A 14,617-nucleotide genomic window follows, 5' to 3' on the forward strand; every position below is an offset into this window, starting at 1 on the left:
AGACCAGACGAATGGTGCGAGTTTGCACTCTTAAAGTGCTTGTGCCCCTCGGGTGGGGGGATATTGGCCGTCAGCCTCATTTGATTTCACCATGGTATGGCCCATTTCATTTATTTCATAAATACCTTAGCGGGATAGATAAGCCTGCCAGGGTGACATCACCACGGGTTCGCCCTGTCATTGTGAGGCGATTGGGTCATCCTGGTGCACTTTCCCGGCAATGCACAGCCAAAGTGCGATTTTCCCCCTGTAACCGGGCATCGTGCGCCAAGATGGTGCGTGTTGAATGTGATAAAAACATAAACCAATGAAATAAAAGGATTATTTTTCTTGGCCTGCTTTATGCTTTCCCCATGTCATGTCGCCATGATGTCTCCGTGAGCCACACAGGTGCGGTGGGCAGGTGGCCAGGTTGGAAATGCATATCAGGAAATGGACCCGGATGCCGGGACGACAAGGAGAGGGCTGTATGTTCAAGAGACTCGTAATGACTGGCCTGCTGGCGCTGGCCGCCACCATGGCCGCCCCGGGCTGGGCCGAAGAGGTGGCCGCGCAGGCCGATGTGGTACAGGCGGCCGCGACCGTGACCATCAACAAGGGGGACAATACCTGGCTGATGGTGGCAGCGGCCCTGGTGATCCTGATGTCCGTGCCGGGCCTCGCCCTCTTCTACGGCGGCCTGGTGCGCGCCAAGAACATGCTGAGCGTGCTGATGCAGGTGTTCACCCTGTTCTGCCTCATCACCGTCCTCTGGGTGGTCTACGGCTACTCCCTGGCCTTCACCGAGGGCGGCGCCTTCTACGGCTCCTTCGACAAGGTGCTGTTGATGGGGGTGACGCCGGATTCCATCGCCGCCACCTTCAGCAAGGGGGTCGGGATCAGCGAGTTCATCTACGTGGTGTTCCAGGGGGCCTTTGCCGCCATCACCTGCGGGCTCATCGTCGGCGGCTTTGCCGAGCGGATGAAGTTCTCGGCGGTGCTGCTGTTCGCGGTGATCTGGTTCACCTTCGCCTATATCCCGATGGCGCACATGGTGTGGTACTGGGCGGGTCCGGATGCCTACACGGATGCGGCCGCCGCCGAAGCGGCCGGTGCCACCGCAGGCTATCTGTTCCAGCACGGCGCTCTGGACTTCGCCGGCGGCACCGTGGTGCACATCAACGCCGCGGTGGCCGGTCTGGTTGGGGCCTTCATGGTGGGCAAACGGGTTGGCTATGGCCGTGACCCCATGACCCCCCACAGCCTGACCATGACCATGATCGGTGCCGCCCTGCTGTGGTTCGGCTGGTTCGGCTTCAACGCTGGCTCTTCCCTCGAAGCCAACGGCACGGCGGCCCTGGCCTTCGCCAACACCTGGATCGCACCGGCCGCTGCCGCCCTCTCCTGGACCTTCGCCGAGTGGGCGATGAAGGGCCGTCCCTCCCTGCTTGGCGCTGTCTCCGGTGCGGTGGCGGGTCTGGTCGCCATCACCCCTGCCGCCGGTTTCGTCGGTGTGGGGGGCGCCCTCATCATCGGCCTGCTCAGCGGTGTGGCCGGTCTGTGGGGCGTGCACGGTCTCAAGCGTCTGCTGGGGGCCGATGACAGCCTGGACGTGTTCGGCCTGCACGGGGTGTGCGGGATCCTGGGTGCCGTGCTGACCGGGGTGTTCGCCAGCCCGGATCTGGGCGGCACCGGGGTGTGGGACTATGTGACCAACCAGGTGGCCGAGGGATACTCCATCCTGGCCCAGGTCAAGGTACAGGTCATCGGCGTGGGGGTGACCGTGGTCTGGACCGCCCTGGTCTCGGCCGTGGCCTACAAGCTGGTGGACCTGCTGATCGGTCTGCGGGTGAAGGAAGATGCCGAGCGCGAAGGGTTGGACGTGACCAGCCACGGCGAGAAAGCCTACAGCCATTGATCCTGCTGCCATGAATGTCATACCGCCGGCTCCGTCCGGCGGTTTTTTATTGGGGCGAGGTGGCCAGGCTGCCCGGACCGGGCTGCTGGTGGCCGGGGTCGCTATTTGTGTTTGCGGGGTCTTTTATGCCTGCATTTTGGGCGGATCTCCGCTAAACTCTGCCACCCTTTATTCGGGGTCGCCGGGTCTGCCCCGTCGTCACCCTCTCTTTCATGCCTTCGGAGCCGCTCATGCCGTTAGTGGGACACCAACATCAGATCGATATTCTGGAACTGACCGACAAGGGGGATGGCAAGGGTCGCCTGTTCGATCGCCCCCTGTTTGTCGAGGGTCTGCTGCCCGGTGAGCAGGCGCTGGTCGAGTTGACCGAGGTCAAACCGAACTACCTGCACGGCAAGCTGGTCGAGTTGACCCAGCCCTCTGCCGATCGGGTGGCCGATTTTTGCCCCAACACCGAATGCGGTGGCTGCCAGGTGCGCCCGCTGGCCTATCCGGCCCAGCTTGCCCTCAAGCAGAGCCTGGTGCAGAGCGCACTGGAGCAGGTCGGGCTGGGTGAGGCCGTGGTCAACCCCATCCTCGGCATGGAGACGCCGTTTGCCTACCGCAACAAGGCCCAGTACGCGGTGCGTGGCAGCGAGGCGGGCGCCGAGATCGGCTTCTACCGCAAGCACTCCCATGACCTCATCACCGCCGATGATTGCGCGGTGCAGGACTCGCTGCACGTGGAGCTCAATGCCCGGGTACGCAACTGGATGCGCGAGCACGACATCGCGGCCTATGACGAGGTGGCCCACACCGGCTGCGTGCGCAACCTGATGACCCGCAAGGGCTTCAAGAGCGGCGAGCTGATGGTGGTGCTGGTGACCCTGGGTGAAGCGCTGCCGTTCGAAGCCGAGCTGCTGGCGGCCCTGGCGGATCTGCCGGTCACTACTCTGGTGCAGAACATCAACGAGGCGCGCACCAACCGCATCCTGGGTGACAAGAACCGGGTGCTGCTGGGCAGCGGGGTGATCCGCGACAAGATCCACGAGCTCGAATTCGAGATCTCGCCCCTCTCTTTCTTCCAGAACAACCCGAGCCAGACCGACGTGCTCTACTCCAAGGCGCTGGAGTATTGCGAGCTGACCGGCAGCGAGACGGTGTTCGACATCTATTGCGGCATCGGCACCATCTCCCTGTTCCTGGCAGGCAAGGCAGCCAAGGTAGTGGGGATCGAGTCGGTGGAGAGCGCCATCAGCGACGCCCGTCGCAATGCGGCCCTCAACGGCATCGAGCAGACCGAGTTCCACGTGGGCAAGGCGGAGCAGCTGATGCCTGCCCTGCATGCCGACGGGGTGAGTGCCGACGTGGTGGTGATGGATCCGCCCCGCAAGGGCTGTGACAAGGCGGTATTGCAGACCCTGGTGGCCATGGCGCCGCGCCGTCTGGTCTATGTCTCCTGCAACCCCCAGACCCTGGCCCGGGATCTCGCCTGGCTGGTCAAGCAGGGCTTCGTGCTGGACGAGGTGCAGCCGGTGGACATGTTCCCGCACTCCATGCACGTGGAAGCCGTTGCTCGCCTGAGCCTGCCAGCGAAGGCCTGATCGTCGCTCGGGATCTTCCCCTCGCACGATGCAGGTGGAAGCGGTCGCCTGCCTGAGCCTGCCAGCGAAAGCCTGATCGGGCCGAGGGCGTGGCGTTAGCCAGATGGCTCTGATAAAAACGACTCCTGAGGGAGTCGTTTTTTTTATGGTCGTGGTCGGCAGAACCACCAGGCAGGGAGGTCGGCGTGATGATTCGTATGGCAGGGGTGGAGGATGCGGCGGTGCTGGACAGCTTCTTCGGGCAACTGGACAGGGAGACCCGCTTCATGCTGTATGAAGCGGGAGAGCGCCCCTCGGACATAGCGGGGCAGCGCAGGCGGCTCGAGGCCATGGTCGCGGCCCCCAATCAGGCCATGTGGCTGCTGGAGCTGGCGGGGGAGGTGCAAGGGTTTGCCGCGCTCCTTGGTGGCGGCCTGGCACGCAACCGCCACTGCGCCCTGGTGGTGATGGGGCTGCGTTCGGGGGCGCGCGGGCAGGGATGGGGGGAACGGTTGCTGCGTACCCTGATCGCGACCGCGAGGGATCTCGGTATCCACCGACTGGAGCTGGGAGTGATGGCCCACAACGAGGTGGCCCACGCCTTGTATCGCAAGTGCGGGTTCGTGGAGGAAGGGGTGAGACGGCAGGCCTATCGGCTGGACGAGGGCTATGTGGACGAGATTTCCATGGGGCTGCTGCTGCCGCTGGACAGGCCATGACGCCGCTGGCCCCGAGATGCTGGTCTGGGGAGTTGGATTGGGGCAGGCTTGTGGGGAAACCATCGAGATAAGGAGGCGCCCATGAAGGGGATATTGCTGCGTTGGCTGGCTCGCTACGATGCCTGGTGCCAGGAGTGGGGACTCACACCGGAGAACCGGCGCTGCTGCGCGCCGGTACGCCATGATGAAGACGAGAAGCGCCCGGAGAAGGGCGACGACCTCACTGGAACTGGCGAGTCACGGCGCCAGTGACGCTGTTGTAGTCGAACGAGAGCCCGTCGGGGTATGCCGGGAAGCGGCCCACGGAGCTGCGCAGGGTATAGCGGCAGTTGTCGTGACGAAGGGCGCCGTCAGCCTGAGCGTCTGCCGGGATGAGCCGGGAGATGTAGTCACTGTCTGAATCCTGGTGCAACTCATCGGCCACCGTCAGATCGGTATCGAGCAGGGCGCCAAACAGGCTCTCGCAGTCGTCCCGGCTGCTGACGGAGATCTGATCGCTGTCGCCACCGGGGAAGACGGTATCGGGCCCCTGACCTCCCTGGTCCTCCTTGGTGCCCACCGGCCAGCCATGGCTGTTGATGTCGAGATCCTGCCTGCCCATGCCGCTAAAGTTGTAGAGTGCCAGGGGCTCCCCCTTCACCTTGACCGCCCAGCCGGCGTGGGCGAGCCGGGCGGCACTGGCAAAGCTGCCCGCCGTGGACGAGACGCTGCTCTTGAGCCCGTCGTCCTGGATGTTGATGAAGCGGGGCAGGGCGGTCACGGCCAGGATCCCCAGCACGATGATGACCAGCACCAGTTCTATCAGGGTAAAGCCTCGGGAAACGTGTGTTGGCATGGAATGAACCCATTGAGTACGACAGACAGGTAAGCGCGACATGGAATTGATAGACACCCACTGCCACCTCGATTTTCCGGTCTTTGACGCCGATAGGGAGGCGCTGCTGACCCGGTGGCGCCAGCTGGGGGTGGGCGAGTATATCATCCCCGCCGTGGGAGAGGAAAACTGGGGGCGGGTGATGGCGCTGGCTGAGCGCCACGACGACATCCGCTATGGCCTGGGGATCCATCCCTGGTATGTGGGCAAGCAGCCCCGGGATGCACTGACCCGGCTGGAGACCCTGCTGGCGAGTCGGCCCCGTGGGCTGGTGGCCGTGGGGGAGTGCGGGCTGGATCTGCGCTCCCATGTGTCGCAGGAGGGGCAGGTCGAGATGTTCGAGGCGCAGGTGCGGCTGGCCATGGCGCATGCGCTGCCCCTCATCGTCCACTCGGTGCGTGCCAACGACACGGTCGCCAAGATCCTGCGGCGCTTCACACCGCCACAAGGGGGGGTCATTCACGCCTTCAGCGGTTCCCTGCATCAGGCGGAGGTGTTCTGGCAACTGGGTTTCAGGCTGGGGATCGGGGGGGTCATCAGCTATGAGCGGGCCAACAAGACCCGGGAGGCGATACGCCAGATGCCGCTGGAGGCCTTGCTGCTGGAAACCGACGCTCCCGACATGCCGCTGCAAGGCCAGCAGGGGGAGGTGAACACGCCGGCCAGCCTGCCGACCATAGCCCGCTTGTTGGCACAATTGCGGCAGCAACCGCTGGAGGATGTTATTTCGGTGTTACATGACTCCACCCGGCGGCTGTTCCCCCCGGGAAATCATGAAATTAACATTTGATTATCAAATGATGACCGAGTGATAAAAAACAGGGCCCATAAAAATCGTTTGCGGTCTAATTAAACGATGTTCAGGCCGTTTGTGGCTTATAAAATGTGACCAGTATTCTATTTTGTCGCACCGTAATTAGTATAATGCGCACCCTTGATTAGCGGCTTCAATACACAAATCGTTAACAAGCTGGCAGGTGCTACTAAAGAGGAAGTGTTAATAATGAATCTGATAATGGGTCTGGTAGGGATGGCGACGCTCATCCTTATTGCGGTGCTGTTCTCCAGCAACCGCAAGGCAATCAAAATTCGTACCGTAGGTGGCGCCTTTGCCATCCAGGCCGGTCTGGGGGCCTTCGTGCTCTACGTGCCGGTCGGTCGTGACATCCTGGTGGGCGTGTCCGACGCCGTCTCCAGCGTCATCGGTTATGGCCAGAACGGCATCGAATTCCTGTTCGGTGGTCTGGTTGGCAACAAGATGTTCGAAGTGTTCGGTGGCGGTGGCTTCGTCTTCGCCTTCCGCGTCCTGCCCGTCATCATCTTCTTCTCTTCCCTGATCGCGGTACTCTACTACCTCGGCATCATGCAGTGGGTGATCAAGCTGCTGGGCGGCGGTCTGCAGAAGGTGCTGGGCACCTCCCGTACCGAATCCCTCTCCGCCACTGCCAACATCTTCGTCGGTCAGACCGAAGCCCCGCTGGTGGTACGTCCCTTCATCTCCAAGATGACCGACTCAGAGCTGTTTGCCGTCATGTGTGGTGGTCTGGCTTCCGTTGCCGGCTCCGTGCTGGCCGGTTACGCCTCCATGGGTGTCAAGATGGAATACCTGATCGCCGCCTCCTTCATGGCTGCCCCGGGTGGTCTGCTGTTCGCCAAGCTGCTGGTACCGGAAACCGAGACCCCGAGCTACGACGAGAACACCGCAGAAGGTGAGCTGGACGACAAGCCGGCCAACGTGATCGACGCCGCTGCCGCCGGTGCCTCCGCCGGTCTGCAACTGGCCCTGAACGTGGGTGCCATGCTGCTGGCCTTCATCGGCCTCATCGCCATGATCAACGGCATCTTCTCCGGTGTGGGCGGCTGGTTCGGTTACCCGCAACTCTCCCTGGAGCTGCTGCTGGGCTGGCTGTTCTCCCCGCTGGCCTTCCTGATCGGCGTGCCCTGGAGCGAAGCGGTCGTGGCCGGTTCCTTCATCGGTCAGAAGCTGGTGGTCAACGAGTTCGTGGCCTACCTGAACTTCGCTCCCTACCTGAAGGATGAAGTGCTGATCAACGGTGTGGCCATGTCCGAGCACACCAAGGCGATCATCTCCTTCGCCCTGTGCGGCTTCGCCAACCTGTCCTCCGTCGCCATCCTGCTGGGTGGTCTGGGCTCCATGGCACCGAACCGTCGCGGCACCATCGCCAAGTTCGGTCTGAAGGCCGTGCTGGCAGGTTCCCTGTCCAACCTGATGTCTGCGACCATCGCAGGCTTCTTCCTGGCGCTGTCCGGCATGTAACATCGCCTGACTGACAGGATAAAGACGAACGCCACAGCGATTTGCTGTGGCGTTCTCGTTTGGGGTGGTGACAACCGTTTTCCTGTCAAGACTAATAATAAAGTGAGTCAAATCGGAGGTTCTATGAATGAAGTGCTACTGGCAATGGCGGCCGGCTTTATCGTTGGGGTGTTGTTTTCTTTCCTCAAGTTGCCGATACCGGCGCCGCCCGTCCTCTCCGGCGTCATGGGGATCGTGGGGGTCTATCTGGGGGGCATTGCCTACTCCTGGATCCTGACCCGCTTCTTCTCTTAAGCGCCTTCCAGCGCTGGATTTGCCGGGTGTGAGGTACCTCTGAAATTGGCAAATCCGGCTTGCAAACACGGGGTATCTCGGCTGAAATAGGCGATGCCAGCAGGGTGCTGGCATTGACTAATGCCCGGTGAATCCGGGTGTTGGCGGTCAAATGGAATTGATTGGGAAGTCGGGTCTGCGTAGTCGGCCTTTCTCAAGTCTTCATGGAACCAAGTCCGCACTTTTGTAAGAAAGTGACAGGGCTCTTGCCTTATTTGCAGCCGTATTGCCTGTGCATTTGCGCTGCAATTCCATATCCCGTTGCTCCGGGAACGTCTCTGCCGACCCTTGGTGTTCGGTGAAGCCGCTCGCGGGTGATGGGGCTTAACAAGACTTTGGAGACATAGCATGACTGATCTGAAAGTGGCCGCCCAACGCGCCCTGAACCTGATGGACCTGACCACCCTGAACGATGACGACACCGATCAGAAGGTGATCGACCTGTGCCACAAGGCCAAGTCTCCGGCCGGCCTGACCGCCGCCGTCTGCATCTACCCCCGTTTCATCCCCATCGCGCGCAAGACCCTGCGTGACATCGGCGCAGCCGACGTGCGCATCGCGACCGTGACCAACTTCCCCCACGGCAACGACGACATCGAGATCGCCGTGGCCGAGACCCGCGCCGCTGTCGCCTACGGTGCCGACGAGGTGGACGTGGTCTTCCCGTACCGCGCCTTCATGGCCGGCAATGAACAGGTCGGCTTCGATCTGGTCAAAGCCTGTAAGGAAGCCTGCGGCGCCAAGGTACTGCTGAAAGTGATCATCGAGACCGGCGAGTTGAAGGAAGAGGCGCTGATCCGTCGCGCCTCCGAGATCTCCATCGACGCCGGTGCCGATTTCATCAAGACCTCCACCGGCAAGGTGCCGGTGAACGCGACCCCTGAAGCGGCCCGCATCATGATGGAAGTGATCAAGGCCAAGAACCCGAAAGTGGGCTTCAAGCCGGCCGGTGGCGTGAAAGACGCCGCCGTGGCGGGTCAGTACCTGGCCATGGCCGAAGAGATCCTGGGCAAGGACTGGGTATCCGCCCGCACCTTCCGCTTCGGCGCCTCCAGCCTGCTGGCCAGCCTGCTGGCGACCCTGGGGCATGGCGACAAGCCTGCCAATACCAGCGGTTACTAAGCGGCGGCAGGGGGCGGTGCGCCGCCTCCTTTCGGATCTGGTTCGGTCTGTGTTCGTGCACGGTGCACGGAGGGAATGAAAGATGTTTTTGCCTCAAGAAATTATTCGCAAGAAGCGCAACGGTGAAGCGCTCAGTACCCAAGAGATTCAATTCTTCGTTCAGGGCATTACCAACAACACCATCGGCGAGGGGCAGATAGCGGCCCTGGCCATGGCGGTCTACTTCAAGGACATGACCATGGATGAGCGGGTCGCCCTGACCTGCGCCATGCGCGACTCCGGCATGGTGCTGACCTGGGATCACCTCAACCTGGGCGGCCCCATCGTCGACAAGCACTCCACGGGCGGTGTGGGTGACGTCGTCTCCCTGATGCTGGGCCCCATGGTCGCTGCGTGCGGCGGTTTCGTGCCCATGATTTCCGGCCGTGGTCTCGGCCACACCGGCGGTACCCTCGACAAGCTGGATGCCATCCCCGGCTACCAGACCTCGGTCGACAACGACCGCTTCCTGAAAGTGGTGAAAGAGGCGGGTGTCGCCATCATCGGCCAGACCGGCGATCTCGCCCCGGCGGACAAGCGTATCTATGCGGTACGGGACATCACCGCCACCGTCGAGTCCATTGCCATGATCACCGGCTCCATCCTCTCCAAGAAGCTTGCCTCCGGGCTCGAAGCCCTGGTGATGGACGTGAAGGTGGGCTCCGGCGCCTTTATGCCGACCTTTGAAGCCTCCGAGGAACTGGCCAGGAGCATCGTCGCCGTGGCCAACGGTGCCGGCTGCCGCACCTCTGCACTCCTGACCGACATGAACCAGGTGCTGGCCTCCAGCGCCGGCAACGCCGTGGAAGTGCGCGAAGCGGTGCGCTACCTGACCGGTGAGTATCGCAACCCGCGCATCCACGAAGTGACCATGGCCCTGTGCGCCGAGATGCTGATCTCCGCCGGTCTTGCCAGCGATGACGGCGATGCCCGCACCAGGTTGCAGGCGGTGCTGGACAACGGCAAGGCAGCCGAGATCTTCGGGCGCATGGTGACCGGCCTCGGTGGTCCCGCCGACTTCATGGAGCGCTACGACGCCTACCTGCCCAAAGCCGCCATCGTGCGCCCTGTCTACGCGGCCCACAGCGGATTCGTCACCGCCATGGACACCCGTGAACTGGGTCTGGCGGTGGTCGCCATGGGGGGCGGTCGCCGCGCCGCCGCCGACAAACTCGATTATGCGGTCGGTCTGACCGACTTTATCCGCCTGGGTCAGAGCGTCGATGCTGACAAGCCGCTCGCCCTGATCCACGCTCAGACAGAAGCTCAATTTGCCGAGGCTGCCCGCATGGTGCAGGCTGCCGTGAAGATCGGCGACACCCGACCAGAGGCGCTGCCCGAGGTTTACCGTCGCATCGGTCTGGCTGATTTGTAACAAGGGGAAGTCCCATGAAACGTACCTTTATTCTGATGATGGACTCTTTCGGTATTGGTGCTGCCGCCGATGCCGACAAGTTCGGCGACGTGGGTGCCAATACCCTTGGCCATATCGCCAAGGCGTGCGCCGCCGGTGAGATCGAGGGCCGTGGCGCTCTCAACCTGCCAAACCTCAGCAAGCTGGGTCTGGGCCACGCGGGCGAACTCGCCAGCGGCACCTTCCCGGCCGGACTGAACAAGGATGTCGAGGTGATCGGTGCCTACGGCTTTGCCCAGGAGCTCTCCTCCGGCAAGGACACCCCGTCCGGTCACTGGGAGATTGCCGGCGTGCCCGTCTTGTTCGAGTGGGGTTACTTCCATGACCACCACAACAGCTTCCCGCAGGAGCTGCTGGATGCCATCGTCGAGAAGGCCGGTCTGCCCGGGTATCTGGGCAACTGCCACGCCTCCGGTACTCAGGTGCTGGACGATCTGGGCGAAGAGCACATGCGCACCGGCAAGCCGATCCTCTACACCTCTGCCGACTCCGTGTTCCAGATCGCCTGCCACGAAGAGACCTATGGCCTCGAGAAGCTCTATGAGCTGTGCCACATCGTGCGCGAGCTGCTGGAGCCCTACAACATCGGCCGCGTCATCGCGCGTCCGTTCGTGGGCAGCGGCAAGGGCAACTTCAAGCGCACCGGCAACCGCCACGACTACTCCGTGCTGCCGCCGGCGCCGACCGTGCTGGACTATATGAAGGAAGCGGGTGGCCAGGTGGTCTCCATCGGCAAGATCGCCGACATCTATGCCCAGCAGGGCATCACCAAGCAGGTGAAGGGGACCGGTCTGACCGAGCTGTGGGACAGGACTCTGGAAGAGGTGAAAGCGGCCGGTGACCAGACCATCGTCTTCACCAACTTCGTGGACTTCGACTCCTCCTACGGTCACCGCCGTGACGTCAAGGGCTACGCCGATGCGCTGGAGTACTTCGACTCCCGCCTGCCGGAGCTGTTCGACCTGCTGCAGGATGGCGACGTGGTGGTGCTGACCGCCGACCACGGCTGTGACCCGACCTGGAGCGGTACCGACCACACCCGCGAATACATTCCGGTACTGTTCTACGGCAAGCCGGTCAAGGCGGGCTCCGTCGGTCGTCGCGAGACCTTCGCCGACATCGGCCAGAGCATCGCGGCCTACCACGGCCTGCCCAAGCTGCAATACGGTACCAGCTTCCTGTGATGGTGACCCCGGGCCGGTTCGCCTGCCCGGGGTGCCACAGGGCCCCGGTTTCCTGTAATGTACCGCCGCCGCGCAGGCAGCGGACAATCCATAAAGACAATAAAACTCAACCTAGTGTGAAGGAATAAAGAGAATGGCAACTCCTCATATCAATGCGAAAGATGGCGCCTTTGCTGATACCGTGCTGATGCCGGGCGACCCCCTGCGTGCCAAGTACATCGCCGAAACCTTCCTGGAGAACGTCGAGCAGGTGTGCGACGTGCGCAACATGTTCGGTTTCACCGGCACCTACAAGGGTCGTCGCATCTCCGTCATGGGTCACGGCATGGGCATCCCGTCCTGCTCCATCTACGCAAAAGAGCTGATCACCGACTACGGCGTGAAGACCCTGATCCGCGTGGGCTCCTGCGGTGCCGTGCGTGAAGACGTGAAACTGCGTGACGTGGTGATCGGCATGGGTGCCTGCACCGATTCCAAAGTGAACCGTCTGCGCTTCAAGGACCACGACTTCGCCGCCATCGCCGACTTCGATCTGGTGGCCAATGCCGTTCAGGCTGCCAAGAACAAGGGCGTGGCCGTGCGCGTGGGCAACATCTTCTCCGCCGATCTGTTCTACACCCCGGACCCCTCCATGTTCGACGTCATGGAAAAATACGGCATCCTGGGTGTCGAGATGGAAGCCGCCGGTATCTATGGCGTGGCCGCCGAGTACGGTGCCAAGGCGCTGACCATCTGCACCGTCTCCGACCATATCCGTACCGGTGAGCAGACCACCTCCGAAGAGCGTCAGCTGACCTTCAACGACATGATCGAAATCGCGCTGGACTCCGTCCTGCTGGGTGACAACTGATCCCCCTCGCGCATAAAAAAACGGCGGCCCTCGGGCCGCCGTTTTTTTATGCGAAGCACGGTCAGAGATCGAGGGCGAAGCGCCCCTTGCCCGACTGCTTGGCCTGGTACATGGCGGCATCGGCCCGGTGCAGCAGATCATCGATGTGACAATACTGGCCCGAGTGGCAGAGGGCGCCCCCTATGCTGCCGGCAAGGGGCAGCCGATGACCGCCCACGTCTCCAGGAACCGCCATGGCCGCCAGCAGCCGCTCGCACAGGGCGGGCAGCTCCTGCGCCGGTTGGCGCAAGGCGGGCAGTATGATGGTGAACTCGTCGCCGGCCAGGCGCGCCACCATGTCCCCCGGGCGCACCTCGGCACTCAGCACCTGGGCGAAGCGTTGCAACAGAGCATCGCCGACGTGGTGTCCCAGCCTGTCGTTGATCCCCTTGAAGCCGTCGAGATCGAGGAACAGCAGGCCCAGGGGTTCGGCATTCTGACGCACCCGCTCCAGCTCCCGGGAGAGGCGCAGGGTGAAGGCGCGCCGGTTGGGCAGGCCGGTGAGGGGGTCGTGAGCCGCCTCGTGTTCCAGCTGGCTTTGCAGTGCCTTGAACTCGGTGATGTCGCTGCCGAGGATGTAGACCCCGGGCTCGTCGCCCCGGCTCGGGATCATGGTGATCCTGAGGTCGCGTCGGCTTATGGGGAGATCGAAACGGTGCTCGAAACTCACCTGCTCACCGGCGAGGGCTTTTGCCACATAGGCCATGGCCCTGCCGTGGGCCTCCTCGCCGATGACGTCCCGCACGCTCATCTCCCGCATCTGTTCGGTATCGAGCCCGAAGTAGCGGCAATAGGCCTGGTTGGCGAACAGGTAACGCCCCTCGGGCGACACCATGCTGATGGTGACCGGCAGGCCATCGGTGATGGCCCGCAGTCGGGCACGGCCACGCTCGATCTCCGCGAGCACCTGGCGGCGGGCCGTGATGTCGTGCAAAAACAGGGCGATGCGCACCTTGCCGTCGAACTGGTAACGCTCGGCAATCACCTCGACCGGGATGTGCCGGCCTGTGCGGGTGATGATGTCGCACTCCAGCCGCCGTGGCGGACTCTGCGGGTTGCCTGACAGGCTCAGCAGGGGATGCTCGGCGCCGAGCAGCCCGAAGAGGGGACGGCCCAGCATCTCGTCGGCGTGCCAGCCGAGCAGGGTGGTGGAGGCCGGGTTCCAGCCTGTGATGATGAAATCGGCATCGAGCTCGAGGAAGGCATTGCTGGTGTGCTCCAGCATGTGCTGCAAGCGGCGCTGCTCCTGCCACAGCTGCTGCTGCATGGCGCCGCGCTCGCGCATCTCCTGATGCAGCTGTTCCACCGTGCGGGAAAGCTCCCGGGTCCGTGACTGCACCTGCTGCTCGAGCCCTTGCTGCAGCCGCACGAGTTCGGCTTCGGCCTGTTTGCGCTCGGTGAGGTCGGCAAACACGGCGATCATGTGGGGGGCCATGGTGCGGCTCTGGCAGAGGGTCACGCTGAGCTGGACCCAGCACTGGGTGCCATCGGCCCGGATCATCCGCTTCTCCAGCCGGTAATCCTGCCGTTGCCCCGCGATCAGGGCATCGAACAGGGGCTGCTCCCGTTGCAGATCTTCGGGATGGGTCATGGCGAGCCAGGTCCGGCTCAGCATCTCATGCTCGCTGTAACCGAGCAGCCGCTCCAGCCCCGGGTTGGCTCTCAGCCATTTCCCCTCGAGGGAGGAGAGGGCCATGCCCACCGACGACTGGTTGAAGGTGAGGGTGAAGAGATGCTCCTTGTCTTCCAGCACCTGGTTGAGGGTGCGCACCTGGTGGCGCCGCTCCAAATCGTGCAGGGTGTTCTCCACCAGGCGGCCGAAGTCGTCGAGATCCCGGCAGGCATCTTCGTCGAGATGGCGCGGCACATGGTCCACCAGGCAGAGGGTGCCGAGCACCACGCCATCGAGGGCGCGCAGGGGTCGGCCGGCGTAGAAGACCACGCCGGGATCATCGGTCACCAGCGGATTGTCGGCAAAGCGGAGATCCCGTCTGGCATCCGGTACCTGCATGATGTCGGGGCGCAAAATGGCATGACCGCAGAAGGAGTGCTCCCGGTTGATCTCGCACATATCGATCCCGGTGCGGGCGAGAAACCACTGCCTGTTCACGTCGGTCAGGGAGACCATGGCGATGGGGAGTGCGAAATGCCGGGTGATGAGCCGGGTGAGGCGATCAAGCTGATCGATGGGCTCGTGGTCGAGCAGGCCGAGGATGCGCAGTCGTTCCAGTCGACTGTGTTCATCCAGCGGCAAGGGGGGGGCAATCATGTGGCTCTCCTGCCAGTGATCTTGCCAGTGTTATATA

13 protein-coding genes are annotated in these 14,617 nt (G+C 62.9%); 11 read left to right on the forward strand and 2 right to left on the reverse strand.

The annotated features are described in order from the left end of the window. Positions 1-469: 469 nt before the first annotated feature. From amt to ACPW74_RS00195, 4 genes are all read left to right on the forward strand, one after another. Positions 470-1,897 (forward strand): ammonium transporter, encoded by a 1,428-nt coding sequence (amt, locus tag ACPW74_RS00180; RefSeq protein WP_010673021.1) that lies wholly within the window; start codon positions 470-472, stop codon positions 1,895-1,897. Positions 1,898-2,127: 230 nt separating this feature from the next. Then, on the forward strand, positions 2,128-3,480 hold the full coding sequence (rlmD, locus tag ACPW74_RS00185; RefSeq protein WP_039039940.1) for a 23S rRNA (uracil(1939)-C(5))-methyltransferase RlmD: 1,353 nt from the start codon (positions 2,128-2,130) through the stop codon (positions 3,478-3,480). Positions 3,481-3,668: 188 nt separating this feature from the next. Beyond that, positions 3,669-4,178: a GNAT family N-acetyltransferase gene (locus ACPW74_RS00190; RefSeq protein WP_210556020.1), complete on the forward strand. Its 510-nt coding sequence runs from the start codon at positions 3,669-3,671 to the stop codon at positions 4,176-4,178. An 81-nt stretch (positions 4,179-4,259) separates the two neighbouring features. Next, entirely contained in the window at positions 4,260-4,430 is a 171-nt protein-coding gene (locus ACPW74_RS00195; protein ID WP_167418745.1) for a DUF5363 family protein, read from the forward strand. On the opposite strand, the gene tppF is transcribed toward ACPW74_RS00195, so the two are convergent. After that, positions 4,399-5,013 carry a type IVa pilus pseudopilin TppF gene (tppF, locus tag ACPW74_RS00200; protein WP_042014943.1) on the reverse strand — a complete coding sequence of 205 codons (615 nt, stop codon included), beginning with the start codon at positions 5,011-5,013 and terminating at the stop codon, positions 4,399-4,401. The two genes, ACPW74_RS00195 and tppF, sit on opposite strands and share 32 nt — an antisense overlap. Positions 5,014-5,053: 40 nt before the next feature. Between tppF and ACPW74_RS00205 the strand changes: the two genes are divergently transcribed. From ACPW74_RS00205 to deoD, 7 genes are all read left to right on the forward strand, one after another. Continuing rightward, positions 5,054-5,842 carry a TatD family hydrolase gene (locus tag ACPW74_RS00205; RefSeq protein ID WP_279981078.1) on the forward strand — a complete coding sequence of 263 codons (789 nt, stop codon included), beginning with the start codon at positions 5,054-5,056 and terminating at the stop codon, positions 5,840-5,842. A 213-nt stretch (positions 5,843-6,055) separates the two neighbouring features. Further along, positions 6,056-7,330, forward strand: a complete 1,275-nt coding sequence (locus ACPW74_RS00210; protein ID WP_010673026.1) for a NupC/NupG family nucleoside CNT transporter — start codon at positions 6,056-6,058, stop codon at positions 7,328-7,330. 123 nt (positions 7,331-7,453) lie between these two features. After that, positions 7,454-7,624: a XapX domain-containing protein gene (locus tag ACPW74_RS00215; RefSeq protein WP_010673027.1), complete on the forward strand. Its 171-nt coding sequence runs from the start codon at positions 7,454-7,456 to the stop codon at positions 7,622-7,624. A gap of 387 nt (positions 7,625-8,011) precedes the next feature. Beyond that, complete coding sequence (gene deoC / locus ACPW74_RS00220) at positions 8,012-8,785, forward strand: deoxyribose-phosphate aldolase (RefSeq protein WP_039039946.1); 774 nt, start codon at positions 8,012-8,014, stop codon at positions 8,783-8,785. Positions 8,786-8,867: 82 nt separating this feature from the next. After that, positions 8,868-10,199: a thymidine phosphorylase gene (gene deoA / locus ACPW74_RS00225; protein WP_041210927.1), complete on the forward strand. Its 1,332-nt coding sequence runs from the start codon at positions 8,868-8,870 to the stop codon at positions 10,197-10,199. A gap of 14 nt (positions 10,200-10,213) precedes the next feature. Then, a complete protein-coding gene (locus ACPW74_RS00230) occupies positions 10,214-11,422 on the forward strand; it encodes a phosphopentomutase (RefSeq protein ID WP_039039948.1) in 1,209 nt (402 codons plus the stop codon). Between the two features lie 133 nt (positions 11,423-11,555). Next, a complete protein-coding gene (deoD, locus tag ACPW74_RS00235) occupies positions 11,556-12,272 on the forward strand; it encodes a purine-nucleoside phosphorylase (RefSeq protein ID WP_005341325.1) in 717 nt (238 codons plus the stop codon). Positions 12,273-12,333: 61 nt separating this feature from the next. Here deoD and ACPW74_RS00240 read toward each other — a convergent pair whose 3' ends face one another. After that, positions 12,334-14,580: a PAS domain S-box protein gene (locus tag ACPW74_RS00240; RefSeq protein ID WP_425858512.1), complete on the reverse strand. Its 2,247-nt coding sequence runs from the start codon at positions 14,578-14,580 to the stop codon at positions 12,334-12,336. Between the last annotated feature and the right edge of the window lie 37 nt (positions 14,581-14,617).

This window comes from Aeromonas sp. INTO2, from assembly GCF_049860605.1.
Classification (GTDB): Bacteria; Pseudomonadota; Gammaproteobacteria; order Enterobacterales; family Aeromonadaceae; genus Aeromonas; species Aeromonas caviae.